The sequence below is a fragment of the Rhizobium sp. WYCCWR10014 genome, assembly GCF_001657485.1.
GTDB lineage: Bacteria > Pseudomonadota > Alphaproteobacteria > Rhizobiales > Rhizobiaceae > Rhizobium.
The window spans coordinates 62,405-88,614 of the sequence record NZ_LXFU01000028.1 but is presented as its reverse complement, the minus strand read 5'-3'; the positions used below and the strand labels follow the sequence as shown (position 1 = coordinate 88,614).

The window sequence follows — 26,210 nt, the reverse complement described above, 5'->3', positions numbered from 1 at the left end:
AGGCTGTCTGAGCCTTGAGAAGCGGCAATTACACCGTCTTGGCTGCAGACAACTAACCCGTCCACCACCACACCTGACTTCTGTTCTCAATACACCGCCGAAAGGTTGCGCGGCATCTGCCGGCTAATGGACATTCATGGGACCATCCAATGAACACTCATCCGGCCACCGGAACAACTTCGACCTGTTAAGGCTCTTTGCCGCCTGCCAAGTGATGTTCAGCCACGCGTGGAATTGGCTTCACCTGGGCGATTCTTTGAACGGCACAACGGCCTTCAATCTGTTGTTTTCGACGCCGGGTGTTGCGATCTTCTTTGTAATCAGCGGCTTTCTAGTAACAGATTCTTACATCCGCTCATCGTCGGCGGCCTCTTTTTTCGTCAAGCGGTCGCTCCGAATCTTTCCTGCACTGTTCGTCAACATCGCCGTGATGGAACTTGCCCTGTTTGTGACGGGGGGATTAAATGTCACTGGCATCTTGCAGTATCTGTCTTACTTCACGGTCTACATCCTGACCGCTGCACGAATCTGGGCCGTCTACTTCACCTACGAGCCCTACACGATGAGCGGCTTTTACGGCGTCTCGGACCCAAGTGGAGTGCTGTGGACGCTGACGGTGGAGCTGACATTCTACCTCACCCTGCCAACGCTGTTGGAATTTTGGCGGCGATGGAAACGAGCAGGGGCGCTAGTCGTTGCCGTCGCCGCTCTCGGGTCTTGGGTCATGGCGCAGCACTTCAACATAACTGATAGGTACAATCCGTTCCTGTCGGTGACAGTGGGCCCGACTTTCTGGATTTTTTCGATGGGAGTTCTTGCACGGCTTTACTGGCATCGCGTAAGCAGGATCTTTGAGGGGAAGCTCTTGTGGTGGCTGGCAATTCATCTCACGATAACGTGGTGGGTAGCAGGGACGTCCGCTGCATTCATCTCTATCAACAATGCGGCGCCTGTCGATGCATTCCGAATCGCTATTCTTGCCGGTCTAGTCCTGTCGGCAGCGTACTCATTTCCGCGCCCTAACCTTTTGCGCGGGCAGGATCTCTCTTACGGGATCTACCTCTACCATATGCTCGTCATGCACACGCTGATCGGCATCGGATGGGTCGGCCACTGGTGGCTTTGGATCGTCGAGCCGGTCGGGACCGTGGCATTAGCCGCTCTATCATGGGCGCTGATTGAAAAGCCGGCCATGAACCTTCGCACATCGTTAGTCGCCAGAAGGCTTTCGGTTGCTTAAACGGAAAGCTCCTGTAAAAGATCGGAACGCAATCGAAGCTGCCACATTGGACGCGCCCAGATCGGGAAAATCGTCGTTCGTCCACTTTTGGGTCGATAGCAATTTTGACTGTCATTCGACTGTTCCAACAGAACTTGACCCATGGATCGCTGATGCGCGCGACAGTCTGTTCGCCCCCTTCACCAACGGGATACTAAAAGACAAGGCAGCGGCGTCCGCCGCCATCGCAGAACCTTGGTCGAACGGCCAGGTCGAAGGCCAGATCAACAAGCTGAAGCTCGTTAAAAGGCAAATGTATGGGCGTGCCAAGCTGGATCGTCTTCAGGCACGATTTACTTCAAGGAAGCCGGATATGAACGGATCTAAAACAAGACCGCTCTAGATGTTTGATCCCAGGCTTTGATGGAGCATCCTTGTCTTCCGAATCAAAGGATGCGCTATGGGCCAGGTTCTTCATTGGAGCGCCACGAGACATCATCGCAGATACAAGGTTTCCTTAAAGTGAAAAAAGTCCAGCGCAGCTTTGCCGTCGAGTACAAATCAGGTCGGCGAAAACTCAATTCCAAAGCGAACTCGATTTGGGGAGAGACCGATCTGAAGTCCGTTGCTCAAGATCTGCAGGATGAGGCAGCGCCATTTATGGCTTTAACTCCGCAGGCAAGAAGCAGCGAGATGCTTGTATCCGGAGAAGAACGGGCCGGGCCGTTATTGACACTGCCGATTGGGCGGGAGACAAATGCATCGGCTTTACAGGAGACCATAATGGCCGACGAAAACGCTACGATGATCAGTGCTGACACGCCGGCCGCCGCGGCGCCCGATGTGCCGAAGAAGGTGCGCAAACCTCGCGCCAAGAAGGCAGTGCCTGAAACGGCACCAGCAGCCGTTTCTTTGCAACCGGCAGCGGCTTCGGATGCCAAAGCTGGAAAGCAGACGAGAGGACGCAAAGCAAAGCCTGACGAAGGGACGACGAGTGCCAAGCGTGCGCCTGTCAAACGTGCTCCGAAGGCTTTGTCGATAGCGGCTGCACCGTCGGTGGCGGCAGTTGATGAGATTTCGGATCTTCTGCATCTCGAAGAGGAAAACCAGAAACTGCGCAAGCTGCTGGCGGAGAAGCTCCGCGCTGAAAATGCCGATCTGCGAAAGCGCCTCAACCTCGGTTGATCGGCAGCAGACGGTCAAGCGCTGGCCGCATTCTCATGCTTATTGAAGTTTAGATTTTGGCGGCGGTTCGTTCTGCCGCCAACGTTTTTGCTCGCAGTTTGCATACGCAGTAGAATTCGAGGTCGAATAAAATGGCGTCTCCATGGAAACTTCTTGCCGGGCTAGTGTCACGGCGACGCCAGCAGAAGCAAGAACACGGCTCGACCGATGATGTGAAGCCGGACGTATCAGCCATCGCCGAGCCGACTGAAACGGCAACCAAAAACGAGTTGGGCGCCACAGACCGTTCGGCCGACGAAAAGCCAGTTCTTGACAATCCTTCCGCCGCGGTGTCAGTCGATCCGGATCAATCCGAAGAAACGGCAAGCGCTGTTGATGATCGCGCAGATATCGAAGACGCAAAGTCGGCGGAAGCGGCTGATCCGGCTTTGCCCGATTTGGCCAATACAGCCGCGCGTGCCGCACAGAAGATCTCTCGAGTTGGCGGTGGTCAAACGCGAAAGCGCAGCATGCGGCGCACCAAAGTGGAAGCGATTGCGGTTGTTCTTCCACCGTCTCAAACTGTTTCCGCCGCTTCTGAAGATGCAATCAATCTTAATGAAGAGATCAGGCTGCTCCGGGATAAGCTAGCGCGCAAGCTCCAAATACAGAATACACAATTAAAGAGGATGCTGCAGCGCTTTGAGCGCTGAACGCGTCCATAGATCCAGCCGAGACTTTCGTGGCCACACGGATAATCTGATGGCATTAAACATATCTTCAACTCCAATCTGGCTTTCTCCGCAGCGATACCTAATCTTCGAGCTGTCGTGCGAGATAGGCCATATTAAAGCCTAGCGTGGCCGCACGAAAAATTGGTCACGCGAATCGCCCCTGAGTTGGGTCCATCGTTCGCTAACGCGGGACCGGCAGACCCCATGTTCGATAGAGGTTATTAAGGGCAGCCGCAGTTTGGCATTCGACTGTCGGCAAGCCGAACTCCTGAAGAACTTTCGCATATTCCAGATTGCTATTACGGGACTTGAACAGAATCCAATATACCATCCGCCATTTTATTCTGTCTTTGGCCCCTTGGAGATATCCTGCGCGATCCGGTTGATCGGCAAGAGTGCGCTTGAGATAACGGAAAAAACGTAACCAGGGATTTGACGTGATGACAATAACACCAGTGGAACGGACTAATCGCCGCGGCATCAGGCGCGAGTAGCTGCCTTCGATAATCCACCGCTCTTCCTGAATCGCCAAATCATGAAGCGCGGCAAACTCTGCTTCCGGGCGCGGTTGCCAATCCGTACCGGGCAGATAATGAAGTTGGTCGAGATGCACGGCTGGAATACCGCGCTTCTTACTCAGGGCGACCGCCAACGTCGACTTGCCTGCGTTTGAGGGGCCAAGAATCGCGATGCGCTCACCAAGCGAATGCAAAGGCAGTATATGAACACCGTTCGAGAAATAGGGATCGTTAGGTCGTGGGGACATTGACTTCGTTCCTGTCGACTTCGCTCCTCGGATCTCGGAGGAGCGGCGGGCATTATTGCGAAGGGTCCGGGTACGGTGCATGATCCTGAGCTGGCTGAGGAGGGGGCGGCGAGTACGTGAAATAGATCGGCGGCATTGTTCGCAATCGGTTCAAACCGGCCATCGACGTGGGAAATGGGTTACTGGACGCAGCTCGATCATAGCCGCAGTTGGCAACTTTGCTTACCGGTAGAAGGACACTGCGGTCCGGCCTGGCATTAAAAAGAGAACGCCAGGTGACGGGAGTTCGAGCTGGATCATTGGGCAATCTTCGCCGAGTGCGGAGGAGAAGATGTTCATGGCCGAAAAGGATTCCACATTCTCTAGCACCTTGCGCCGGGCGCACGCCGGGCGAACAGCCAAGACGCCAACCGGTGCCATTTTGCAGATAGGATAAAATCTCGGGCTCTCCATCGATGCGAGCACCGGCTGCGTGTGGTTCTCCGTTTGCCGTTGGCACCATGAAGTCCTTCACGGAGGGAACGTGATCTGGGATGGTATAGCTCTTCACTGTGTTTTCTCCTTCTACAACTACCGTCTGATTGGTGCCTTCGAAGAAGGCACCCTTGGCGTCTCTTCACGAACCAGCGACCTTGGCAAGCGCCCGCTTTTCGCGGCGGCGCTGAACCGAAGAGGCGATGTTCATCGCCTTCCGGTATTTCGCAACCGTGCGGCGGGCGAGATCGACGCCGCCCTTCTTCAGCATGTCGACGATATCGCCGTCGGAAAGCACCGCCTCCGGGCTCTCCTCCAGGATCAGCGCCCGGATCTTGTGACGCACGGCTTCGGCCGAATGGCTGTCGCCGCCGGCGACGGCGCTGATCGAGACGGTGAAGAAATATTTGAGTTCGAAGAGGCCGCGCGGCGTCAGCATATATTTGTTCGACGTGACGCGGCTGACGGTGGATTCATGCATCTTGATCGCTTCGGCGACCGTCTTCAGGTTCAGCGGGCGCAGATAGCCGACGCCGTGCAGCAAGAAGGCGTCCTGCTGGCGGACGATTTCGCTTGCCACCTTCATGATGGTTTTAGCCCGCTGATCGAGGCTGCGGGTCAGCCAGTTGGCGGTCTGCAGGCAATCGGAGAGGAAGGCGTGATCCTCGCCGTTCTTTGTCACCCGGGAAAAATAAGACTGGTTGACCAGCACGCGCGGCAGCGCATCCGGATTGAGTTCGACCCGCCAGCCGCCATCCGAGGAGGCTCTGACGACCACATCGGGCATGATCGCTTCGGAAACGCCCGCCCCGAAACCGCTGCCGGGCTTCGGATTGAGCTGGCGGATCTCGCCGAGCATGTCGAGAAGATCTTCCTCGTCGACGCCGCAAAGCCGCTTCAGCGTGGCGAAATCGCGGCTCGCCAGGAGTTCGAGGTTTTCGACCATAGCCTGCATGGCCGGGTCGTATCGGTCCTTCTGCCTGAGCTGGATCGCCAGGCATTCGGCAGGGCTGCGGGCGAAAACACCCGGCGGATCGAGGCTCTGGAGGGTGGCGAGCACGCGCTCGGCCTGTGCGAGGCTCGTGCCCAGCATCTCGCCCGCTTCGACGATATCGGCCTGCAGATAACCGCAGTCGTCGAGCTGGTCGACGAAATTCTGCGCGATGAGCCGGTCGGCCATGTCAGGCAGAACGAAGGGGATCTGCTGGGCGAGATGATCGCGCAGCGACACCTGGCCGGCGACGAAATCGTCGAGATCGTAATCGGCGCCCTCGCCGCTGCCCGGCATCGATTTCCACTGGCTGACGAGCTCCGGCGCATCGAGGCGCTGCGGGGCACCGTCATCAGGAAAGACATTGCTGTAATTGGCGTCGAGTTCGTCGTTCAGCCGGCTGGTGCCGGCGCTGCCGCCATAGTCATACCAGTCGCTGGAAAGCGCATCCTCACGATTGTCGGTGCCATCATCCGCGCCGGCATCTTCCGTTGAGTGGCTGAACCGCTCGTCATCGCCTGCCGTGTACTCGTCGCCCGTCTCGCCGTCGTTCGCAAATTCGAGCAGCGGGTTCTTCTCCACTTCCAGGGCGATGAACTGGTTGAGTTCGAAATGCGTCATCTGCAGCAACTGGATGGACTGCATCAATTGCGGTGTCATTACCAGGGACTGGGTCTGACGCAGGAAAAGGTTTGCCGACAAGGCCATGGGAACCTCCTGGTCGTTAGGAAAATGTTGTCAGGTCAAGGTTCGGACTACCGAATGCCTCGCCACAGGCGGCAAGGGAGACGGAGAAGAGCAGTGTGCCCACAAGAGCGATTACTTTCATCGAAGGATCCCCCATTTTCGGTGAACACTGGATCATCGGCATGGCGTGTCTGCGGGTAGGCAAGCGCTTACTCTCAGGCGCGGTGTTGGTGGCTATACGATTACAACTTATCCCTCGGGACATTCCGAACTCCAATAACGCTTGAAAGCTCAGTTCCGCGAGCAAGAGCGATGCCAGTTTGAGAATCCTCACCTTTCCAACTGGGCATGCTGTTGGTTGTCCGCTCTAGACATCTTTGCTGCAGGTTTTCGTCGGAGACGCGACAGGGCCACTCGGCAGACCTTGTCGGTTGGGAAAAATGGTGTAATCGGCGTCGACTTCCTCACTCAGCCGACTGGTGCTGGCATTGTCAGACCATTCGCTGGAGAGCGCGCCGGTCCGGTTGTCGTAACGATCGTCTGCGCCGGCGTCCTCCGGCAAGCGGCCGAACTTCTCATCGTCGCCTGTCTCCCCGTCGTTCGATTGAAATTCGAGCGGCGGGTTCTTCTCAACTTTCAGGGTGATGAACTGCTTGAGTTCGAAACGCGTCATCTGCAGCAACTGGATGGCTTGCATCAGTCGCGGTGTCAGCACCAAAGAGTGCGTCTGACGGAGGAAAAGATTGGCAGAGGTCATGGGGAAATCTCCTCGGTCCGTTAGTGGGACATGATGTGAGTCTGACAATTCTTCGGGCAGACGCGGGCGCAGGCGCCGCAACCGATACATCGGCCGGGGTGATCGACAATCATCAGCAATCGATCGACCTCATCATCGTCTTCTCCATCACCGTCACCTAAAATTTCGCCCGAGTCGGTAATGCCGCAAAGGTGCATGACGTCACGCGAACAGACTTTGAAACAGCGGCCGCAGCCAATGCAACTTGCGTCTATCTGGCTCAGATATTCCGGGAGCCATCTAGATCCGTCGCGGCTTACGAATGAGTCCGGCATAGTGTTCTCCTGTGAAGCGAGGTCTTTTTGCGTAATGCCGACCTAGCATTGCTCTTGAAGGTCGGCTCAGAGCCTTTGAGACGGGCGTTTGAGACATGGATGCCTTTCCTGTGAACCGGTCTCACGGATCGCTACCATGGTAATCCTCTTCAGCCGTACACCAGGATTAAGAGCCAGGAGCTCGGCTGCTTCCAAAACGCGGCTTAGGGTATTTTCAAGCACCGAGGCCATAGCCCCTCCTTCACAGGTTGGGAGACTTACATGTCAGCGGCCAGACGTCCCCTGGCTCCAACCGAATGTATTTTTGTGTTTCGGTTGGTCCTAGCACTCGTCGTGCCAGGCCGATGGCGTCCTGATTAACCTGGGGATTTCGGACCAGTCCGCTTTCGCGAGGGGCTCCACAGTGCGGCAGCTTTGTCAGCTTTGCGAGAGCGGGTGTCTCGATGCGCTTTGACCTTGCCCCGTTGAAATAATCCATTTTGAAGTAAGCTCTGGCCCATTGAGAGGACCAGAGAATGAAGCGCAACCGTTTCACAGACGAACAGATCATCGGCATTCTGAAGGAGCACGAGGCGGGCACGCCGGTCGCGGAGCTTTGCCGCAAGCACGGTGTCAGCGATGCCAGCATCTATAAATGGAAAGCCAAGTTTGGCGGCATGGAGGTGTCCGAGGCCAAGCGGCTGAAGACGCTGGAGGACGAGAACATGAAGCTGAAGCGGCTTCTGGCGGATGCCATGCTCGACAATGCCGCTTTGAAAGACCTTTTGGGAAAGAAGTGGTGACGCCCGCAGCCCAGCGGAAAGCTGTCGCACATCTCATGAACCAACGTGGGATGAGCGAACGGCGGGCATGTAAAGCCATCGTTTTTTGCCGGATGACGATCCGTTATGACACTAAACGCAGCGACGATCAGGGCCTCCGCGAGCGCATGAAGGCGTTGGCGCACGAACGCCGCCGCTTCGGCTATCGACGCCTTCATGTGCTGCTCAGGCGCGAGGGACACCTTGTGAACCACAAGAAGCTCTTGCGGCTCTATCGCGAGGAGAAGCTGACGGTGCGCAAGCGTGGCGGCCGAAAGCGAGCGATAGGCACACGAGCACCGATGCTGGTTCCGATGGCGTCCAACGACCGTTGGTCGTTGGACTTCGTGTCGGATCAGTTCACCGATGGTCGCAGGTTCCGGGTTTTGACGGTCGTCGACGATTGCACCAGAGAATGCCTTGGCCTCGTCGCGGATACCTCGCTTTTCGGCCTTCGGGTTGCCCGCGAGCTTGATCGGATTATTGAGGAACGTGGCAAACCCAGGATGATCGTCAGTGACAATGGCAGCGAGTTCACCAGCAACGCGATTCTGCAATGGGCCGCCCGGACCAAAGTCGATTGGCACTACATCGCACCAGGCAAACCGATCCAGAACGCCTTCATCGAAAGCTTCAATGGTCGGCTGCGCGACGAGCTCTTGAATGAAACGCTCGTCTCGTCATTGACCCACGCTCGATCAGCGCTTTCAAACTGGCGCAGCGATTACAACGATCATCGACCGCACTCCGGCCTTGGCTGGCTGACGCCCGCCGAGTTCGCTCAGACCATCAATCCGCGACGTGATGCGGTGCTGCGCAGCCGAATGGCTCCGCACCGCAACTCGCCGCTACCGCCCCGAATACAGCAACCCAAAACCGCCGGAGCGAACTCAAAACTGGATAAAACTTGGGGGCAAGGTCAGAATGGACGACCCTTGCCTCCGGAGAAGCCAATCCTTCCTGCGATCGTCATGGGCGCCCGCTAGTAGAATGACGCCTTGCTGCAATCGACATTGATCGCCGCGCTCAAGTAATGACTTAGACCGAAGACGAGCAGCTTCGAGTGCCTTCTCGGCAGTCCACACCGATCGGGTGCCGGCGATCCATGGTGAAGCTCCACACCGCGTTCGTGCCGAAGCGGAGAAAATAGCGGTCACATAGACACCCAACATACCAGCGCGGAACGCGATCGGGCGATGTTTCTCGGTCTTCACTAGCCCACGAGGTTGTGGATGCCAGTCTCATCCTCAAGCAGCCTGAGCTCAAGGGTCCTTTCATAATCTTGGCACTTAAGGATTTGTGGACCTTCGAGCGCCGAAAACAGGATGCGGGCAAAGCCCGCATCCTGTGTGGCGTTCGCCCTCAGTTCTTGGCGACGAAGTCCTTGACGTTGGCAGGCGTCACGAGCTGGAAGGGAATGTAGACCTTCTTGTCGATCTTCTCGCCCTTGGCGAGCTTGAGCGCTGCATCGAGCGAACCCTTGCCCTGGCCGGCGGCATCCTGGAACACGGTGACGTCAAGATCGCCCGCCTGCATGGCGGCAAGCGCGTCCTGGGTGGCGTCGACACCGCCGACGACAACCTTGGTCATATCCTTGCCGGCTGCCTTCAGCGCCTGGATGGCGCCGATCGCCATTTCGTCGTTGTTGGAGATCACGGCGTCGAATTCAATGCCGCTGGAGAGCCAGTTGGTCATCAGGTCGGCGCCCTGGGTGCGGTCCCAGTTGGCCGTCTGCTCTTCGACGATCTCTAGACCCTTGCACTCATCCGTCTTGATGACGTCATGAACGTCCTGGGTCCGCATGCGCGCAGCCTGGTTGGAAAGCTCGCCCATGATGACGACGGCCTTGCCCTTGCCGCCGAGAATGCGGCAGATTTCCTTGGTTTCCAGCGTGCCGGATTCCTGCTCGTTGGAAGCGACGAAGGCCTGATTGTCCGGCAGCGTGTCGACGTTGACTGGCTGACGGTTGACGTAAACCAGCGGAATGCCGGCATCGGCCGCGAGCTTCGACATCGCCGTGGTCGCATCGGTATCGACAGGGTTGACGATGATTGCATCGACCTTGGAGGCGATGAAATTCTGGATCTGGCTCTGCTGCTTGGAAACGTCGTTCTGTGCGTCTTCGACCTGCAGCGTCACACCGCTGAGGGTCTTTGCATAATCGGTCATGCCGTTGCGCAGAACCGTCAGGAAATTGTCGTCGAATTTCGCCATCGAGACGCCGACAGTTTCCGCGTGAGCGGCCGTCGACATGACGAGCGCCATCGCAGTGCCCAGGATAAACTTTTTCATTTTACTTCCTCCACAAAGCGGTGCCCGGCTGCACCCTCCTCACGCCGGGTTTCCAGCACACTGGCCGAAAACAATTATCAGGGCTGCCAGAAAAAGGCCGAACATCATCATAGGTATCAAGACAATCTCGATGCTGACGACTAGCCCTCCTTCGCCGCTACGTTGACTCGCGCGAACCGAAATTTTTTGGTGCCAATTTGATGATTTAAGTCCGCAGTCTTCAACAGCGCCAATGTCGAGGGTCTTTCATCGAAGACACCACAATAATCCAAAGCCGACACATGCCATATTGTCCAATCTCTTCGCCAGCTGCCGCGTGATCGCGAGGCAACGTGGCGCAGTTTTGGCAGCTTCTATCTATTTCGTTTTGCGGTCCATTCATCTTTGTTTGTAAATCCTCTCATTCTTGAAAGAATCGTCGCCGTGAATGAGAGAACCCTATCAGTCCCCGGATATTTTCAGACCGGTCGAGGCGGCAAGTCTACACTCACCCTCGCAGAGCTCCTGGCTCCGGCGCAGACCTCTCCGGATACGTCGTTGGCGACGACATGTTATCTGCACTTGTCGATGCAATCTTATTTCATGACCATGTCCAATCGCTGGCGATAAATTGTACAAATACACAAGGCGTAAAAACGATCGTGGTCCGAATTCTCGACCGAAAGCTGACCGTCGTGCACCTGCCATGGCGACTCTGTCAGCGTCAGCTTCGGACTTCTTGAACGGCGGTCGAATCCCGCGCGTGCCTCTCTGCGGCCGCGTTAAGCTCCAAGAAGAAGTGATGCATTGAGACAGTAAACTCTGCAAATGCGATCGGCGACGACCGGATTCAAGCCGTGCCGGGCGCTGGTGGACGGATCTGGAATTGAACGGGTGTGGGATCTTTGAAACGGTTGATCATGCCGTGGCTGCCTTGCGGCGGATTTCGGGCGTGCACAGTCAAGCATGCGATTGTGAACGGCGCAGCTGATGACGCCTTCGGTCTGCTGACCAGGCCGCGACCTCGCCCGCAGACGCCGCCCGATGATGGACTTTTATCGCCCGATTGGCGTTTCGACCAGCGAGCGTTGGCCGTAGCCGTTAGAGAGTTGCCATGTCATGCGGCCGCCAAAGACATGAAGTGCGATATATATATAAATATAAAGTAATATATTCCATAGCTCACGGGCTTGTCACAACAGAAAGTAAGATCTGCCAAATTTGAAACGATATACTTTGAAATATACCCTACAACTACCTCTACCATATGCTCGTCATGCACACGCTGATCGGCATCGGATGGGTCGGCCACTGGTGGCTTTGGATCGTCGAGCCGGTCGGAACCGTGGAATTAGCCGCTCTATCATGGGCGCTGATCGAAAAGCGGGCCATGAAACTTCGCTCATCGCTAGTCACCAGACGGCTTGCCGTCGCTTAAACGGGAAGCTCCCGTTAAAAGATCGGAACTCCAATGGAGGCGCGCCGCCCGCTGAGTATCGTCCAACCGTGATTTGGGCCCAGGAGCCTTGTCGTTGATCAGCCCGGCCATGCGCATTGAACCGCAAGACCCAATCCCGCACGATCTGAAGCGTGACACTGCCCAGCCGCGCCGCATTCGAGCGCGAGCCGCCGTCATAGATCGAGGCTAGCGCCAGGAGACGGCGTGCCTGCGCGGCATCCGTGGTCTGGCGCGCCAGACGACGCAAACGCTCTGCGTCGAAATCCTCTCGTAACGAAACCGCTGAACCCATCACCTCCGATTTGCACCAAAGATTCAAATTCATCGCATTTTGGGAAGCCCGTGAGTCGAATTCAGAGCTGGCTGCTCTTGAAGCTGAAAATCGCAATCTGAAACGGCTCATGCTCGTGAAGTTCCGTGGGGAGAACGATAGGCTCAATCCCATGCTTCGCCGTTTTGGTGGCGCATAAGCGCCAAATCCAGAGGTCATATTATGAGACGTCTTCACGGACGCGCGACGCGTTTTTGCTTGGAAGACACGCGGCGATGCGACCTGCGGTAGCTCTGGAAGTCTGCGACATGCCCACAGCGAAAGCATGATCCAAAAAGCCTGATCGTGTTCTGGATCGGAGATATTGGTTACGGTAGCAGGCCCGGGTCCGATCAAGCTCCTATACTAAACGGACGACACCGGCGGCCTGGTGATCTGCCCAAAGTGGAATACCTGGTTTTCATTTTGGCGGCGATCGAATTGACTGCGCAATGATCCCAGCTCTTTTCGACCAACAGACGAGGTCTTTACGGAAGGGGGTGCAACGGATGCAGATCAGAATGTCTTCGGCGTAGGCGGATTTTCGCTTACGGTTCGCCTGAAATGTCGACCACGTTTTCTTTTGCCGAATCGGATATTAGCAAAGGTTATGAAGAGCGAACAACGACGCCTTGCCGCGCAAAAAGCCTTTGACCGTCTCCGTCGCGCGGGATTGCCGACGGAGGAGGATCCGCGTTTCCTCGTATGGATCGAACAATGGATTGCCGGCGAAATTGAAATGCAAGAGGTTCGGGAACGGTATCTTGGGTTCCTGCGAGAACAAGCTTCCGAACTCAAGCGGCGTGCGCTTGCCAGGGGCGCCAAGTTACCTTCCGATCCCGGACCGCAGCCGATCGACGAAATTGGCGTTGGTACACGGAACGTTTAGCGGTATGAGTTAGGCAGGGAACCGCAACAGCTCTTGTCGTTTAGTCAATGCCGACCTGCCACTGAACTTACATCCAGCGGCGGTTAGAGCCTCGGCGGCTTTGAACCACCCCCAAACTCTGGACCAGCTGAGGCTAGAGTTTTCCGGCTTCATTCAGGGAGGCGGGCTGGTTGCGCCTCCTGATTTCATCAGCGAGATCGGCACCTTATTGCCGATCGCACCATGTGGCCGAAACTCATTATACTCTCTACGCCAATCCTCCATCTTTTCGCGGGCATCCGCAAGGGTCAGGAACCAGTGCTGGTTCAGACATTCGGCGCGGAAGCGGCCATTGAACGCTTCAATGAACGCATTGTCGGTCGGTTTGCCGGGGCGTGAGAAGTCCAAGGTGACGCCTTTGGCATAGGCCCAAAGGTCAAGATCGCGAGACACGAACTCAGTCCCCTGATCGACACGGATCGTCTTCGGATAGCCAACTTTCCGGCATACCCGTTCCAAGGTTTGCACGACATCTTCACCTCGATAGCTGTGACGTGGATCAAGCACCGGCACATAGCGCGAGAAGGTGTCGACCACCGTGAGCACCCACAGCTTCTTGCCGGTCGCGAGTTGGTCGTGCACGAAGTCCATCGCCCAGACATCGTTCGGTCCAACGGCCATTTGCCGATCTTCCCGCAGCTTGGCTTTGACCCGTCGCTTCGGCGTCTTGTTGCGCTGTTGCAGGCCCAAGTCCCTGTAAATGCGATAGGTTCGCTTGATGTTGGTCCCCCAACCCTCGCGTTCCAGGAGTACATGTACACGACGATAACCATAGCGCACACGGCTCTCGCAGATCTCACGAATTCGACGTTCCAGACCGGCCTGATCGGCACGGCGAGAGGTGTAATGGTGGGTCGACCGATCGAAGTTCAGTGCCCCACAGGCACGCCGGATCGAGATCATCCAATCCCGGCACATGCCTTTCACCATCTCGCGTTTCCGAGCAGGCCTTAGAGCTTTCGCCGGATGACGTCCTGCAACATCTCGCGGTCCAGCGTCAGGTCCGCGACGATCTTCTTCAACCGCGCATTCTCGTCCTCGAGCTGCTTCAGCTTCTTCATCTCCAGCGGCAGCATGCCCGCGTATTTTTTCTTCCAGTTGAAATAGGTCGCCTGGCTAATTCCCGCCTTGCGGCAGATCTCCGCCACCGACACTCCTTCATCACCCTGCTTCAAAATGAACGCCTTCTGTGCGTCCGAAAACTGCGATGCTTTCATCGTCTTCCGTTCCTTTCCCAGTTTGGAAAATGCACCGGAAAACTCTAACCAAAAACGGTCCAGTTTGAAGGGTTCAGATCAAGGTTCAGATCAGCGTCAATGTGCATGGAAATGAGCGCTTACAGTAAATCTACTCATTTACCTCGCCCAGAAATGATTATAACTGAATTGGTGTCTTCAATAACACTCGCCTCAGTTGGAGCTGGGCCAAGAAGCGGTCCAAACGAATGGAGGCACCGTAAACTTAACGCTGCGAAGACAAGATCTCGGAGTGAGGCTTTGGTTCGTTTGGTGTGAAGGCGCGCGATTTGGCGCCATGCTTGCATGGCAGTTGCTCGCAATTCTCGATGGTGGGCGGATGGAATATCGTTGCAGGGAACGGTAAAGAGGTTGGCGATCGGGGCGTGTACGGAAACGAAACGCTGACGCTGTCGCGCTGACCAGAAGCGCTTCATGATCCTCTCTCGTCGTCGGACGGGTTTATGAGAGTTCTCCGCCCGATTGTTCAGGCCCTTGTGCGAACGATGCTCGACGCCCGGCACGATCTCTCGCTTTGCTGCGCCGCGTAGGACTGCAGCTTGTCGGTGATCGTCACACGCGGCGAACGGCCTTGGCCTCCTGCTGTTGCTTCAAATGGAGGTTATGATGAGGGAACAACGTTGGTGGACGCAGACGGCCCTTTTCCCCGGTGTGCTTGCTATCGCGACATCATGGATCATTCCTTCCCTCTTGCCTCCGTCGTTGTCGTCGTTAACCGTTGACCTTGCACCATCTGGCGTGGGGTTGGCGGTTCTGGCTATCTCAGGCCTGGGACTCCGCATTGGAAACGATTGGCTCTTGCCTTGCGCCGTCCGACCGTTTCCGCATTCTGATCTGGTCTGAGTGGTGGATAGGTATGTCTTCAGAACCCGAAAAGCATGTCGACCAAAGTTCGGCCCGGACTGCGGCCCGTATCTCAGCATCGGTGCATCAGCGTGTTGATTTCGAACTACGTCGGCTGGAGGGTGGCAAGTGGCGGCTTCGGGTCATTTCCCAGCAAGCGTTATATTGGATGAAATCCATGAACGTGGGCTCTGGCGAGGACGAGCTTTATCTCAACCTGATCGCCGCGAACGATTTTCTGAGAAGTGTTCGACGTCACGGCCTCACGACGGAATACATCGGCCCCCTGGGACGTTGTCTGCTGTGAGCCGGTCCGTGTCGCCATTGTTAAATGGGCCCGGAAGCATCCTCTACCGGGCGAGGACGGCATTTTATGCGTTGTCCATCGTTGAAATGAGATTAGGAAACTTTGCCATGTATGTCGCCAGCGGCAGGGGATCATTGTCCAGCACTGGAAACGGTCCGAGCGAATTCCGACACGGCGTGACCGCTATGCCGGAATATACCATGCAGGGAGCGGACTATAGCCGCCAGTTTGCGGGTACCGTATTTGCGCGTTTGGATGCGCAGGATCACACACATTACGACCTCAGCGATTTCGGCTACGTATCCTATGAGGGGCGAGGCTATGCCATCCGCGGCGGCAATCATTTGGCTGGCACCCACATCGTGGGAGCGACGAAGGCCAATTCCGTCGTGGACAAGAACCAGCGCGGCTGGGACCAAGAAAACCTCTACCTCGTGGGTGGCGGCAGTATGCCGATCATCGGTACAGCCAATGTCACCTTGACGCTGGCCGCCATGTGCCTCCGAAGCAGTCGCGACATTCTGAAATGTCTGCACTGAACAAAGACCAATATCCGGTACGCGGAACGAACTGCGGAACTCGACGCAAGCGACACGACGCCGGACTGTGCACCTAACTATATTCCAGGGAGCTTGAGGATGGATCCTTATGGCATTAAGACGCTCGATGAGCTGAAAGAGTTTCTCCACCGTGCGATGCAGCTCGAACATGCGACGATTCCGCCGTATCTGACGGCACTTTACTCGATTAAGCCCGGTGTGAACCGGGATGCGGCGCAAGTTCTCCGCGTGATCGTCGTGGAAGAAATGCTGCATTTGACCATTGCGGCCAATATCCTCAATGCCATCGGTGGCACGCCGGATCTTACTAGGCCAGATTTCGCGGTTAACTATCCCGCCTCGCTCCCTGACGGCGAGACCGACTTTAAGGTCAGCATACAGGCTTTCAGCCGTGAAGCCCTGGCGACATTCTTGAAAATCGAGCGGCCGGCCCGGCGCCCCGAACATCTCGCTGGCAAGGGCCGGATACAACGCAAGAACTCCCCGCATATCACAGCGCTTGGCAGTGATCCGAGGCATGAAGATCTCCATTTTTACAGTATTGGCGAGTTCTATTCGGCAATCGCAGACGGCGTGAAATACTTAGAAGCCGAAGCGCGCCGGGCGGGCACAACGATTTTTATCGGCGACACGTCTCGCCAGATTACCTCGGAATATTATTATTCCGGCGGCGGTGCGTTGTTTCCCGTGACCGATCTGAAAAGCGCCCTCGAAGCCATAGAGCTCATCATGGAACAGGGCGAAGGTGACGGTAGCGGTATCTACGACGATGACGAGCACGAACTGGCCCATTACTATCGTTTCGATGAACTGGTCAAAGGCCGCTATTACCGGAAAGGTGATCAGCCCGACCACCCCACGGGTCCGCATTTGCAGGTCGACTGGGAAGGCGCTTATCCCATCAAACCGAACCTCAAGGTGGCGGAAATATCCGAAGGCTCGGAATTGCGGGAGGCGGCGACCGACTTCAATACATGTTATGGCGAGTTTCTGGAGCTTTTGACGCGTGCCTATAATGGCCAGCCGAGCTTGCTGCTGGAAACCGTTCCGATCATGTTCGAATTCCGTAATATAATCGTTGAACTGATCCGCAATCCCCTGCCGGGGCATCCCGGTAAGTACAGCAGCCCCACCTACGAGATTCCCCACAGTGCCGAACAGGCAGCTGTCACCGGGCAAGCGGAGATGATCGCATGAGAAGACGAAGCTCAGGGTGACGGCCGGAATATGAAGCAGGACTTCCTCGGCGTGGCAGCCTGACCTTGTGGCTGACACCGGAAGCCCTGTCCAAATGGTATGCTCCAAGACGCAAGACCCGCGGCGGCCAGCACCGTTATTCAGATCTGGCAATCGAGACCACCTTGACGCTGGGCCATGGTGTTTGGCTTGCGGCTTCGCCAGGCAGAAGGCTTGTTGGAATCGGTGCTGCGGTTGATGGGCTTAGCGCTTGCCGTCCCGAGCACACCACGCTGAGCCGTCGGCCGCGCGCACGGCGATCTGCCGGGAAGCGGCCCGGAAATCAGGTTCCACCTGCCGGACCGTTGCATGCTCTGGTGGACAGCAGCGGCCGGCAGGTTTACGGCGCGGGCCAGTGGCTGGACGAGAAGCATGGCGCCAGATCGCGCCGAGGTTGGCGAAAGCTGCATCTGGCACTGGATGCCGATAGCGGCGAGATCGTTGCCCATACCCTGACGGATCAAGAATGCTGGCGATGTCTCTCAAGTTGCGCCACTCCTCGACCAGATTGGCGGTCCGATCGGACAGTTCACAGCCGACGGTGCCTATGATGGAAACCCTACATACGACGCGGTCATCGATCATAGCGCGGCGGCGGCTATCGTCATTCCGCCTCGCGCCAACGCGGTCGAGCCAAGCGACGATAGACCTCCCGGCCAACGGAACCGGCATATCGCCGCAATCAACAGTGACGGCCGGATGAAATGGCAGGTCTCTAACGGCTACGGCAAACGCTCGCTGGTTGAGAGGTTGTGACGGCAATCGGGCGATACAAGTCCATCATCGGGCGGCGTCTGCGGGCCAGGCGCTGCCGGGTCAGCAGACTCGCGAACTTCTAAATTCGCGCAAAATATACCGGTCTGATGCTCTCGCAAGTGAAGCGTCTATGCCAGTTTGGAAGGGCGTACGTCAAGCAGGAGAACGTCGCCGAGCTATCGCTGAACAAGACCTTGCTGCAGGGGTGTCTCCTTCGTTCGTGCAAGCGTCATGGTTATCCAGGTGCCAGGCGCGGGCCTCGTGAGGTCACCACCACCAACGGGATGGTCCGCCTCCCCCGCGCAAGCCCTCGGCATCAGCAAGCAGGGAATCGTTATGTTGGGACATTTATGCATGCCGCACAATCGTCCTTCGGAGATCCTGCTTTCGCCCAACTACAACGCACCGGCATAATGATGGACAAAACAGTCGATCAACATTCCGTAAATCTTGTGAAAAAACGGCTTCGTGCCCGAACTATCTATTGGGAACGGCGTGTGCGGATCTGTCATCATGACCTGCTGCAACAGCAATCCACGCGAGCAGGGCCGGATACATTTATGAAACGGCAAGCGTCATTTGCGACGTCGCGGTCCCTTGCACGGGTGAGGCCGCCCAAACATTTTTTAGCCGATGACGCAGCAGGACGGCAACGTTATTCAGGGCACCAGATGCGGCACGAGGTTACCTCGTCCTGTGAATGGGATCGCTCGCCGCGGCGCTTGACCGTCGTCAAATGATCCCACCGGAGACAGCGCTGTGAGGCAAGCAGGATCCTATCCCAAGGAGTTTAACGCCATAGCACTGGCCCACCGGTGTTTTCCGGTAGGGTCGGTTGTTGATGACAATCAACTTACGACATCGTCGTCACCTTGTCGGCTCCGCGACATGCATTCTTCCTCCCCCAATCCCGTATTTTCCGCCCACATCGCTGAAATAGCAGCAAATAATTGTCGTCAGCTCAATCGGCGGCTTGGCATGAATCTTGAGAGCTATTGCAAGGCAGCGGGAGCGACCGGCGCCATCCACAGTGCGGCATAACCGCACCGAACACGTGAAGGAATACAAGCTATGACACATGCGACCACCAAGGAATTCACAGCAGCAATGCAGATGAGCCCGACGGCGGTCAGGGAGGCATTCCGCATCGCCCAGGAGGTCGAAACGGTTCAATCGATGAGCAATCAAGATGACAAAGCGGAAGAGGGCCTTCTTCGTCAAGCGGGTCAGGGATGGCACGAAGGGGTTCGCCAAGGCGGATTACGGCAAGAGGGAGGTCGCCATCGAGGATATCGGCAAGTCCAAGTGGAAGCCCAAAAAGCCTAAGCAAAAAAGGAGCGGCGAAGGACACAAGATGGCACCTTCCACACAATCGGCGAACGCTTCTAAGCGCTTTAATCTCCCTTTGCGCCCCATCGGGGCCGGCGCGCGGCTGATGTCATTGCTCACGATAAGGTGCAGAGATTTCCCGACCGCACCTCCGGCTTCGTGTGGCACGAAACGCAACGGATGAAATGAAGGAAAGTCAGACAACATGACAGATCTAATAGCGTCCATTATGAGCATGGTTCTCGCCTCAACGTTGGTTGGCGCGCAAAGCGAGAGTTCAATCATTGTTGACAGTGCCACCAATGCCATCGCATGGGAAGGGGCGAAGGCTGGCCTGCAAACCCAAAACGGCCCGGTGCAGCCGGGCGACGAGCCCGTCGCATTATCGATTTCCACCCGCTGCGAGACGACGGCAAAATTTGGCTCCAATGATCCGGATGATCCAGTCGACGGCACCGTCAACCAGACCATCACCGAGTGGTTGGCGGCCGGCAACAAGGCCGATTGGAAATCCGACTTCGGTCTGGACGGCCCCGCTCTCGGCGACGCAGAAGACGAAATTGAAAGCGCCGGCTACGGCAAGGATCTCTTCCTGACCGGACTCGAGACCAAGACCCGCGGCATCGATCCACATCGAAAGCAAATACTACCCCACCGCGGCATGTTCGATAATTCCGAGGGCATTCTCGAAAACACCATTTCAGCCGCCGCCAATGCGTTCAAGTACGGTTTCCATGGTGTCGAACTCGATCTTCGCGCTGATAAGAACGGCCATGCCTGGATGATGCACGACACAACACTCGGGCGGGTTACCGGCGATCCGAACAATTGCCTGATTTCGGATGTCTCTACCGAGGAAATCAAGAACATGAACCTCTCGATATGGAATCCCATCACTAGTAACCGCACGCTGGCACTTGACCACAACGGCAATCCGCAAAAAATGGAGGACCTGCAGAGTATCATCGATTACATTCGTGAGAAAAAAAGAAACGGCGACGAGTTCAACGTCCTCATTGACCCCAAGGACGAAGGGTCGACGATCGCAGCAATCAAGATGCTCTCGGCGCCTGAGAATGCTGACGTACGGAGCCGCCTCGGCATCAAGATCTATTCGACCTATGTGCCCACTACCGATCGCGTCATTGCCAAATGGGACAAGAAGACCACCAATGTACTTGATGCGCTGGAGCAGGCCAATGTCGCCGTCCAACCGGACAACAAGCTCAACCTGATCCCGGTTCTCGGCACAGTCGAAGAGGTCCAGTCTTCTCACATCGAAGGCGATTCAGTGACCCAGGCTAGCGATTGGCTGACCTCCTTCGACAAGCTGGGCGACCTGACCATGGTGCAAATCTCCCGCCTCAAGGGAACCGCTACCTTCGACGAGATGAACCAGGTGACCAAGACATTCCGGGCAGCGGGTGAAACATTCGCCAACACGCCTCTCACGATGTCCTATATCTCCGAAGCCTTCTCCGTGAACGGTCAGAAGTTTTACTACAGCCATCAGGGCGTGCCGATCACCCTGCCCGGACGTCCCGACATGGATTTCCGTGCCACTTTCGGCGCGCTTGAGCCCTACGCCGACGTGCTGGTGGCCGACAATCCTTATCTGGAGACGCTCTATGCCGCTGGCTTTATCACCGAAGGCAATCATGCGGACTACTCTTTTCCGATCGATGCACACTACAACCCGGCATCCATAATCGACGCACCGAAGGATATCATTGGCAAGCCAAGCTGGATGAGAAAGTCCACGCCGGCGTCTGATCGATAGCCACACCTACTGAACTGGATGTGGCCGAGTTGCTGGCCGCGCCTTGGGATGCGACGGCCAGCGGCGATGACAGCGAAGGCGCCTTGCCGATGCACAGACGATCCGCGCCATCTTGTTCGCCAAAGCAACAGCGACGACATTGTACGGCTTCTTCACCAGAAGCTCGGCGGCCCAACGCGTCGGTGCAGTTTTGGCCTTGCGAAAGGCCGCCGCTGATCGTAAGATCGCCGAGGACGTGTTCGTCGCCTCAGGCTGAGGAAGTCAATCGGAATCTGTCGCTGATAGCTGGTGCCTCTTTCCCATTCTGGATCCTTCCAGGGGTTGTTTCGAAAGCAACCCGCGGACGAATAGATGCCGGACCCGACATAGGCGGTCCACTTGATGTCGGCATAGTGGACACCGGGCGCCGACCGCGATACTGCTGGTCTCGTTTCCGTAGATGATCCGGTTCAACTGGGTCACTCCGGCGACATAGTGATCGAGTTCGGTAAGGGATGGATTGAGCGGTCGCTCCAGTCATGATGACTCGCAACTATCCCAGTCGTAGTCAACCAGGTGACCGTTGCCGCCGGTGCCGACCCTTCAAGCTCCAGTCGTTGTCAATCTGGGCGTCAACACCAAAGTGAAAAGGCTCATCCCCTTGCTTTCCCAATTCAGCTGGCTGAGCTTGCGTTGTCTTCATAGACAAATTCCTGGGCCTTGATGTTGGCGAGGCCGAGTCCGGCGAAAACGACGATATTGCCGTCGTCGGAGGAAAGCAGAGCGTTGTCTGCGGCGGCCAGTTGCCGCGGATCTTGACGTAGGTCTCGTCAATCCGGACAGAGCCGAAATGCGGCCGCCGGAACTGGCGAAGCCGCTTTTCGATCATCGGCGCCTAGGCCAGAACCCAACGGTTGACGTTGCTATGATCGACCTCGAAGCCACGTTCCCGGAACATCTCCTTAAGATCCCGATAGCTGAGTGGATAACCCAAATACCAGGCAACCGCCTGCACATCGGCCATGCCTCGAAATGCCGGCCATTGAAATCATCCTTCGATTGCCGCTTCAACTTTTCGTCAATAGCATTCAGAATCATAGGCTCGCCCCTCAACTTTCGGAGCGGCATCTCTCTTCCCATGGTCAACATACCGTTGAGCGCCAAAATTTGCGACAGGCCCATGCGCAGCCTTCCTTGGAACGATCAGCTGGGCTTCCGGCCATGTAATATGCCGTCGAAATGTCGCTGAGTACTCTGCGCACGCCGCGCACGCTCTCCGCGGTGACCTTCGCTGCTTCCCTTTTCGACGGACACGCCATTCTTCCGCGCAAGGTCACCTCGCCATTGAGAACCGTCACCTTCACGACATCGTACGTCAGTCCGAGTTCCAGTTCCAAGCGCATTCTAACTGCAGTGGAAAGGGCGTCGTCGCCGATAGGAATGACGGTGTTTGCGGGCATAGACTCTTGCTCCGTTGCGACGGCGAGATCCTATGTCTGGTTTGCCGTTGCGGCGTTGATGCAGATCAACTGGCGGCCACGCCGCAAGCCAATCTCCGCGGCGGTCCCACGGTCGAAGATGATTGAGCGGCGCGAGGTGCGGTGCCGGCGCTGTCACATTTTTTGAATGGCAGGCGAGTCAAGGCCCGTGCGGACGGCGTTGTCACGTTGTTTGAATGTGGTCACGTGAGACCGAGCCTGCGCTTTTCAGGCAGGCCGGGCACTCTCGGCTTGCCACGCGGCCATTGCCTGGCGTCGATAGAGTTTCGGACGGCGGAGAAGATCGACACGAAATCTTGCAATGAGCCAACCGACCGGAAACCCTGTCGCGTTTGCTCCCGTTTTCTCAACGGCAAGTGAGAGTTCTCCGCCCGGTTGTTCAAGCCTTTATGCGAGCGGTGTTCAACGTTCGGCATGACCTGGCGTGTGGCCGCCCCGTAGGAGCGCAATTTGTCGGTGATCATACGCTTTGGCGGCATGCGCTGCTTCTTCAGAAGTCGCGTCAGCAACCAGCATTTCTGACCGTCGATGCGCACCACGAGGCGAGTGGCGCGGGGAGTTTCACTCCCACGCTCTCCCAGAACCGGACGTGATACTCTCGCATCATCCGGCTCCCATTGTTCGGCCGTATCCATGAAGCAGGGGCCAATGGGCGAACGGTCGAGGTTGGCGTTGCGCGATGCGCAAAAGCCAATGTCGGGGTCGCCGTTTATGCCTACGCAAGGACTTGTACTTCCCCGAAGCCCATCGAGCCAGGTATTGCTCGACACTCCAGAGCGTAGATTGGAGAGCTGAAGGACAGAACCGACCATAGTAATTGATCCAGCCGCGGATGTACGAGTTGAACATCCCTGCCAGATCATCGAGAGCCTTGTCATTGCGAAGGTGCAAGGACCAACTACGGATCGTGCCCCGTATCGCCTTGAGCGATGTCGGACTGGCCGCATGACCGAATAAATACCCATGCCCCCGGCCTTCTTGCTCACAAGTCTCGGCCGGAAAGTGTAGTCGAGAAAGTCGAACTTATAGACCGGGTGAGTACCTCGCCGACTTTCATTCCTGCAGTAGACGATTTTAGCCTTGTCGGGAGGAAGCGTCAGCCCGCAGTCAGTAAAACGCGCGTCCAGAGTTCCCTGAAGAGCCATCGCCTGGTCCTCGGTCCGACAATGACAGATCGCGTCGTCAGCATACCGCTCAAACGGAATGTCCGGGAAATTCCGACACATCCACATATCAAACGCATAGTGAAGAAAGAGGTTTGCCAAGAGGGGCTGATTACTCCGCCCTGTGGCGTTCCTCGTTCTCTGGCGACGAGATCTCCGTCCGGCATCTGCACCGGCGCTTTCAGCCATCATTCGATGTATAAAAGCACCCGCGGGCAATCGGTGTGCTTGCGCACAGCCCGCATCAGCAGGTCCGGTTCGATGCTATCAAAGAAAGTCTTGATATCGAGATCAAGAACCCAGTTGTAACGCCAGCATCGCTGCCGTGCCACGCTGATCGCATCGAGTGCCGATTTGCCGGGCCGATACCCATAGGAATCCGGATGGAATTCAGGCTCCACCGTCGGTTCCAGATGCGTCTGGCCATCAACACCAGCCGCTCCTTGGTTGGTTCTGACCCTTCGGCGATCGGCGTCACCGGGCTGACGACGCTTGCTGTGCGGTTCATCAAGCTCGGCATCGGCCTGGAGCGCATCCAGCCGGGCAAACCGCAGCAGAACGGCCGCCACGAACGCTTCCATCCGACGATGCTGCCGCTGGCCATGGCGCCGGAGGTCGACCATGCCGCGCAGCAGGCGGTCTTTGACGCATTTCGCCAGAATTACAACGCCGAGCGTCCACACGAGGCACTCGCTATGGACGTGCCTGCTGATCATTACCGATCGTCACTGCGGCCCCCGCCCGACCGCCTGCCTGAACCGGACCTATCCGGCCGAGGCGGCGGTGCGCCGGGTGCGCTCCAATGGCGAGATCAAATGGAACGGCGACCTCGTCTATGTCGCAGCAGCGCTGGCCGGCGAGATCGTGGTGATCGAGGAGAGTGAAGCGGGCATCTGGACGCTACGCTTCCATGCCCATCCGCTCGGCATCATCGACAAGAAGACCAAGCGGCTTGTCCGCCCCAGCGCCCTGCAACCCCGACCAGCCGGCGCAGGGGCGGACACTGGTTTACAAGGGGGAGATCCTCGTGGATAGAGCAAAGCCGTATACGGCCGAACAATGGGAGCCGGATGATGCGAGAGTATCACGTCCGGTTCTGAGAGAGCGTGGGGTGAAACTCCCCCGCGCCACTCGCTTGGTGATTTCCATCGGCGGTCAAAAACATTGGCTGTGGCGCGCCGTTGACCAGAACGTTTGCGTTCTCGATGAGATCGTCCAGACCCGCCGCGATACCAAGGCTGCCAAGAGATTGCTGGTCAGGCTGCTGAAGAAGCAGGCCTGTCACCGAAGCGCATCATCACCGACAAACTGCGCTCATACGGAGCGGCAAAACGGGACGTGATGCCCGCCGTCGAACATCGATCGCACAAGGGCCTTAACAATCGCGCAGAGAATTCTCACGTGCCGCTTCGAAAACGAGAGCGAATGATGCAGGGCTTTCGATCCGTCGGAGGTTTGCAGCGTTTCATCTCGGTCTTTTCAGCAGTCCGAAATCTTTTCGTCGCGCCGCACCGGCGACACTCAGCCCTAGCCACCCATATTCATCGCATCCGCGCCATGGCGCAGTGGAAAGCCGTGACCGCGGCTCTGTCGCAAAACTTTTCACCGAGTTTGCAACCAGTATGGTAGGCGTAGATCCGGGTTGAAGATGAGCAGGCAGATTGAGTTTGCCGATCATGGTTGATTTCAAAGGCAGTCATTACCCGAAAGACGTGATTTTATGCGCGGTATTTCTACGTGAGGTATACGGTCTTCTATCCTGATCTGGAAGAGATTATGGCCGAGCGCGGCGTTACCGTTGACCACGCGACGCTGAACAGATGGGTCGTGAAATATTCGCCCCTGATTGCCTGCCAGGCCCAGCGGGCGCAAATCCGCAACCAGCAGCTCCTGGCGGATGGACGAGACCTATATCCAGGTCAAAGGCAAGTGGACCTATTTCTATCGGGCTGTCGACAAATTCTGCAAAACCCTTGATTTCATGCTTGTCCGAGTACTGCGATGAGGCCGCGGCCAGCGCTTTCTTCGCCCGCACGATTAAGAACAATGGCTGGCCCGAAAAGGTCGTATCGACAAGAGCGGCGCGAACCTGGCAGGATTGCAAAACATCAACAGGCTGCTCCTGTTGTTGTATGGATGGTTCTGGCTGATCGAGATCCGGCAGGTCAAAAACCTCAACAACACGATTGAGCAGGACCACCGGTTTATCAAGAAGCTTACCCGCCCCCTGAAGGGCTTCAAATCCTTCAGTCTGCGTCAGCAACACTGGATGGTATCGAGGTGGCTCACATGATCCGCAAGCGCCAATTTCAACCAGTGGCCGATCGGCATTTCAGCAATTCGCCGCACTCGCTGCATAACTGTGTCCAGCGATGGCCGCTTCTGCGGCCTTTTTAAAATTTTGCGACAAAACCCTTCGTTCGCGCACGGAAGGTCTCCGAGCAGTTTTCCAAAGAGGCGGGCTCGCTGGCGCAGATCCAGCCAAAACCGAACAGGTCACCAAGGTCACTTATAAAGTGATTATATTGCATTGCAGCAACCGCATGCCTGCACTGCGATCTGAGCGCTGGCGTTGGGGCGGCGTCCTGCTATCTTCTGACCATTGAAGCGATGCGCCTCTTCCTCGCC

Annotated in this window: 18 protein-coding genes and 13 pseudogenes; 16 read left to right on the top strand and 15 right to left on the bottom strand. The window is 56.7% G+C overall.

Annotated features, from left to right (window positions below):
- Window positions 1-136 precede the first annotated feature (136 nt).
- From nodX to A6U98_RS08530, 4 genes are all read left to right on the top strand, one after another.
- Window positions 137-1,240 (top strand): nodulation protein NodX, encoded by a 1,104-nt coding sequence (gene nodX / locus A6U98_RS08540; protein WP_033181204.1) that lies wholly within the window; start codon window positions 137-139, stop codon window positions 1,238-1,240.
- Window positions 1,233-1,622 carry a transposase gene (locus tag A6U98_RS35610; protein WP_348627430.1) on the top strand — a complete coding sequence of 130 codons (390 nt, stop codon included), beginning with the start codon at window positions 1,233-1,235 and terminating at the stop codon, window positions 1,620-1,622. Before nodX ends, A6U98_RS35610 begins: the two co-directional genes overlap by 8 nt.
- Window positions 1,623-1,741: 119 nt before the next feature.
- Window positions 1,742-2,404: a hypothetical protein gene (locus A6U98_RS08535; RefSeq protein WP_064649237.1), complete on the top strand. Its 663-nt coding sequence runs from the start codon at window positions 1,742-1,744 to the stop codon at window positions 2,402-2,404.
- 131 nt (window positions 2,405-2,535) lie between these two features.
- Window positions 2,536-3,096, top strand: coding sequence for a hypothetical protein (locus tag A6U98_RS08530; RefSeq protein ID WP_033181202.1), 561 nt, complete (start codon window positions 2,536-2,538; stop codon window positions 3,094-3,096).
- A 202-nt stretch (window positions 3,097-3,298) separates the two neighbouring features.
- Here A6U98_RS08530 and A6U98_RS08525 read toward each other — a convergent pair whose 3' ends face one another.
- The 4 genes and pseudogenes from A6U98_RS08525 to fdxB all read right to left on the bottom strand — a co-directional run bounded on the left by A6U98_RS08525 (window position 3,299) and on the right by fdxB (window position 7,106).
- Window positions 3,299-3,883, bottom strand: a complete 585-nt coding sequence (locus A6U98_RS08525) for an AAA family ATPase (protein ID WP_245304496.1) — start codon at window positions 3,881-3,883, stop codon at window positions 3,299-3,301.
- A 616-nt stretch (window positions 3,884-4,499) separates the two neighbouring features.
- A complete protein-coding gene (rpoN, locus tag A6U98_RS08515; protein WP_064649235.1) occupies window positions 4,500-6,056 on the bottom strand; it encodes an RNA polymerase factor sigma-54 in 1,557 nt (518 codons plus the stop codon).
- A gap of 409 nt (window positions 6,057-6,465) precedes the next feature.
- A pseudogene (locus A6U98_RS08510) lies at window positions 6,466-6,792 on the bottom strand (RNA polymerase sigma-54 factor); the annotation flags it as partial.
- Between the two features lie 20 nt (window positions 6,793-6,812).
- Window positions 6,813-7,106 carry a ferredoxin III, nif-specific gene (gene fdxB, locus A6U98_RS35605; protein WP_082229782.1) on the bottom strand — a complete coding sequence of 98 codons (294 nt, stop codon included), beginning with the start codon at window positions 7,104-7,106 and terminating at the stop codon, window positions 6,813-6,815.
- Window positions 7,107-7,621: 515 nt separating this feature from the next.
- Here fdxB and A6U98_RS08500 point away from each other — a divergent pair.
- Window positions 7,622-8,810 (top strand): annotated as a pseudogene (locus A6U98_RS08500) (IS3 family transposase).
- 458 nt (window positions 8,811-9,268) lie between these two features.
- Here the strand turns inward: A6U98_RS08500 and A6U98_RS08495 are convergent.
- Window positions 9,269-10,198 carry a sugar ABC transporter substrate-binding protein gene (locus A6U98_RS08495; RefSeq protein ID WP_064649233.1) on the bottom strand — a complete coding sequence of 310 codons (930 nt, stop codon included), beginning with the start codon at window positions 10,196-10,198 and terminating at the stop codon, window positions 9,269-9,271.
- A 920-nt stretch (window positions 10,199-11,118) separates the two neighbouring features.
- Window positions 11,119-11,304: pseudogene (locus A6U98_RS35600) on the bottom strand (IS5/IS1182 family transposase); the annotation flags it as partial.
- 128 nt (window positions 11,305-11,432) lie between these two features.
- Here A6U98_RS35600 and A6U98_RS37100 point away from each other — a divergent pair.
- Window positions 11,433-11,615: pseudogene (locus A6U98_RS37100) on the top strand (acyltransferase); the annotation flags it as partial.
- A gap of 106 nt (window positions 11,616-11,721) precedes the next feature.
- Here A6U98_RS37100 and A6U98_RS37560 read toward each other — a convergent pair.
- Window positions 11,722-11,928, bottom strand: a pseudogene (locus A6U98_RS37560) (IS630 family transposase); the annotation flags it as partial.
- Between the two features lie 628 nt (window positions 11,929-12,556).
- Here A6U98_RS37560 and A6U98_RS35595 point away from each other — a divergent pair.
- A complete protein-coding gene (locus A6U98_RS35595; protein ID WP_082229783.1) occupies window positions 12,557-12,835 on the top strand; it encodes a hypothetical protein in 279 nt (92 codons plus the stop codon).
- Between the two features lie 153 nt (window positions 12,836-12,988).
- Here A6U98_RS35595 and A6U98_RS08485 read toward each other — a convergent pair.
- Both A6U98_RS08485 and A6U98_RS37555 read right to left on the bottom strand, forming a co-directional pair.
- Window positions 12,989-14,091, bottom strand: a protein-coding gene (locus tag A6U98_RS08485) for an IS3 family transposase (protein WP_156667822.1) whose coding sequence is annotated in 2 segments (ribosomal slippage) — window positions 12,989-13,830 and window positions 13,830-14,091 — 1,104 coding nt in all. Because the reading frame shifts where the segments join, the coding sequence is not laid out codon by codon here.
- A 374-nt stretch (window positions 14,092-14,465) separates the two neighbouring features.
- Window positions 14,466-14,704 (bottom strand): annotated as a pseudogene (locus A6U98_RS37555) (DDE-type integrase/transposase/recombinase); the annotation flags it as partial.
- Window positions 14,705-14,911: 207 nt separating this feature from the next.
- On the opposite strand from A6U98_RS37555, the gene A6U98_RS36690 reads away from it, so the two are divergent.
- From A6U98_RS36690 to A6U98_RS08455, 6 genes and pseudogenes are all read left to right on the top strand, one after another.
- On the top strand, window positions 14,912-15,280 hold the full coding sequence (locus A6U98_RS36690; protein ID WP_130671807.1) for a hypothetical protein: 369 nt from the start codon (window positions 14,912-14,914) through the stop codon (window positions 15,278-15,280).
- Between the two features lie 107 nt (window positions 15,281-15,387).
- Window positions 15,388-15,819: a GMC oxidoreductase gene (locus A6U98_RS08475; protein ID WP_245304495.1), complete on the top strand. Its 432-nt coding sequence runs from the start codon at window positions 15,388-15,390 to the stop codon at window positions 15,817-15,819.
- A 99-nt stretch (window positions 15,820-15,918) separates the two neighbouring features.
- Window positions 15,919-17,037, top strand: coding sequence for a ferritin-like protein (locus A6U98_RS08470; RefSeq protein ID WP_033181969.1), 1,119 nt, complete (start codon window positions 15,919-15,921; stop codon window positions 17,035-17,037).
- A 59-nt stretch (window positions 17,038-17,096) separates the two neighbouring features.
- A pseudogene (locus A6U98_RS35585) lies at window positions 17,097-17,882 on the top strand (IS5 family transposase); the annotation flags it as partial.
- Window positions 17,883-18,903: 1,021 nt separating this feature from the next.
- Window positions 18,904-19,158, top strand: a complete 255-nt coding sequence (locus A6U98_RS36685; RefSeq protein WP_156667821.1) for a hypothetical protein — start codon at window positions 18,904-18,906, stop codon at window positions 19,156-19,158.
- A gap of 208 nt (window positions 19,159-19,366) precedes the next feature.
- Window positions 19,367-20,941 carry a glycerophosphodiester phosphodiesterase family protein gene (locus A6U98_RS08455; RefSeq protein WP_082229786.1) on the top strand — a complete coding sequence of 525 codons (1,575 nt, stop codon included), beginning with the start codon at window positions 19,367-19,369 and terminating at the stop codon, window positions 20,939-20,941.
- A 6-nt stretch (window positions 20,942-20,947) separates the two neighbouring features.
- On the opposite strand, the pseudogene A6U98_RS37550 reads toward A6U98_RS08455, so the two are convergent.
- From A6U98_RS37550 to A6U98_RS37980, 6 genes and pseudogenes are all read right to left on the bottom strand, one after another.
- Window positions 20,948-21,127: pseudogene (locus tag A6U98_RS37550) on the bottom strand (hypothetical protein); the annotation flags it as partial.
- Window positions 21,128-21,725: 598 nt separating this feature from the next.
- A pseudogene (locus tag A6U98_RS08450) lies at window positions 21,726-22,018 on the bottom strand (IS6 family transposase); the annotation flags it as partial.
- A 44-nt stretch (window positions 22,019-22,062) separates the two neighbouring features.
- Entirely contained in the window at window positions 22,063-22,380 is a 318-nt protein-coding gene (locus A6U98_RS35575) for a BON domain-containing protein (RefSeq protein WP_082229787.1), read from the bottom strand.
- Window positions 22,381-22,682: 302 nt separating this feature from the next.
- Window positions 22,683-22,919: pseudogene (locus A6U98_RS08445) on the bottom strand (DDE-type integrase/transposase/recombinase); the annotation flags it as partial.
- Window positions 22,920-23,022: 103 nt separating this feature from the next.
- On the bottom strand, window positions 23,023-23,310 hold the full coding sequence (locus A6U98_RS37545; RefSeq protein WP_245304499.1) for a group II intron maturase-specific domain-containing protein: 288 nt from the start codon (window positions 23,308-23,310) through the stop codon (window positions 23,023-23,025).
- Between the two features lie 460 nt (window positions 23,311-23,770).
- Complete coding sequence (locus A6U98_RS37980; RefSeq protein WP_280950210.1) at window positions 23,771-24,163, bottom strand: reverse transcriptase domain-containing protein; 393 nt, start codon at window positions 24,161-24,163, stop codon at window positions 23,771-23,773.
- Between A6U98_RS37980 and A6U98_RS08435 the strand changes: the two are divergent.
- The 3 pseudogenes from A6U98_RS08435 to A6U98_RS08425 form a co-directional block, all read left to right on the top strand.
- Window positions 24,044-24,617 (top strand): annotated as a pseudogene (locus A6U98_RS08435) (integrase core domain-containing protein); the annotation flags it as partial. The gene A6U98_RS37980 and the pseudogene A6U98_RS08435 sit on opposite strands and share 120 nt — an antisense overlap.
- 100 nt (window positions 24,618-24,717) lie before the next feature.
- Window positions 24,718-25,211: pseudogene (locus A6U98_RS35570) on the top strand (DDE-type integrase/transposase/recombinase); the annotation flags it as partial.
- Window positions 25,212-25,258: 47 nt separating this feature from the next.
- Window positions 25,259-25,942, top strand: a pseudogene (locus tag A6U98_RS08425) (IS6 family transposase).
- Window positions 25,943-26,210 lie beyond the last annotated feature (268 nt).

Coding starts and splice junctions, on each gene's coding strand:
- nodX (WP_033181204.1), top strand. CDS start 137: ATGGGACCATCCAATGAACACTCATCCGGCCACCGGAACAACTTCGAC.
- A6U98_RS08530 (WP_033181202.1), top strand. CDS start 2,536: ATGGCGTCTCCATGGAAACTTCTTGCCGGGCTAGTGTCACGGCGACGC.
- A6U98_RS08525 (WP_245304496.1), bottom strand. CDS start 3,883: ATGTCCCCACGACCTAACGATCCCTATTTCTCGAACGGTGTTCATATA.
- rpoN (WP_064649235.1), bottom strand. CDS start 6,056: ATGGCCTTGTCGGCAAACCTTTTCCTGCGTCAGACCCAGTCCCTGGTA.
- fdxB (WP_082229782.1), bottom strand. CDS start 7,106: ATGCCGGACTCATTCGTAAGCCGCGACGGATCTAGATGGCTCCCGGAA.
- A6U98_RS08495 (WP_064649233.1), bottom strand. CDS start 10,198: ATGAAAAAGTTTATCCTGGGCACTGCGATGGCGCTCGTCATGTCGACG.
- A6U98_RS35595 (WP_082229783.1), top strand. CDS start 12,557: ATGAAGAGCGAACAACGACGCCTTGCCGCGCAAAAAGCCTTTGACCGT.
- A6U98_RS08475 (WP_245304495.1), top strand. CDS start 15,388: ATGTATGTCGCCAGCGGCAGGGGATCATTGTCCAGCACTGGAAACGGT.
- A6U98_RS08470 (WP_033181969.1), top strand. CDS start 15,919: ATGGATCCTTATGGCATTAAGACGCTCGATGAGCTGAAAGAGTTTCTC.
- A6U98_RS36685 (WP_156667821.1), top strand. CDS start 18,904: ATGACACATGCGACCACCAAGGAATTCACAGCAGCAATGCAGATGAGC.
- A6U98_RS08455 (WP_082229786.1), top strand. CDS start 19,367: ATGACAGATCTAATAGCGTCCATTATGAGCATGGTTCTCGCCTCAACG.
- A6U98_RS35575 (WP_082229787.1), bottom strand. CDS start 22,380: ATGCCCGCAAACACCGTCATTCCTATCGGCGACGACGCCCTTTCCACT.
- A6U98_RS37980 (WP_280950210.1), bottom strand. CDS start 24,163: ATGGAAGCGTTCGTGGCGGCCGTTCTGCTGCGGTTTGCCCGGCTGGAT.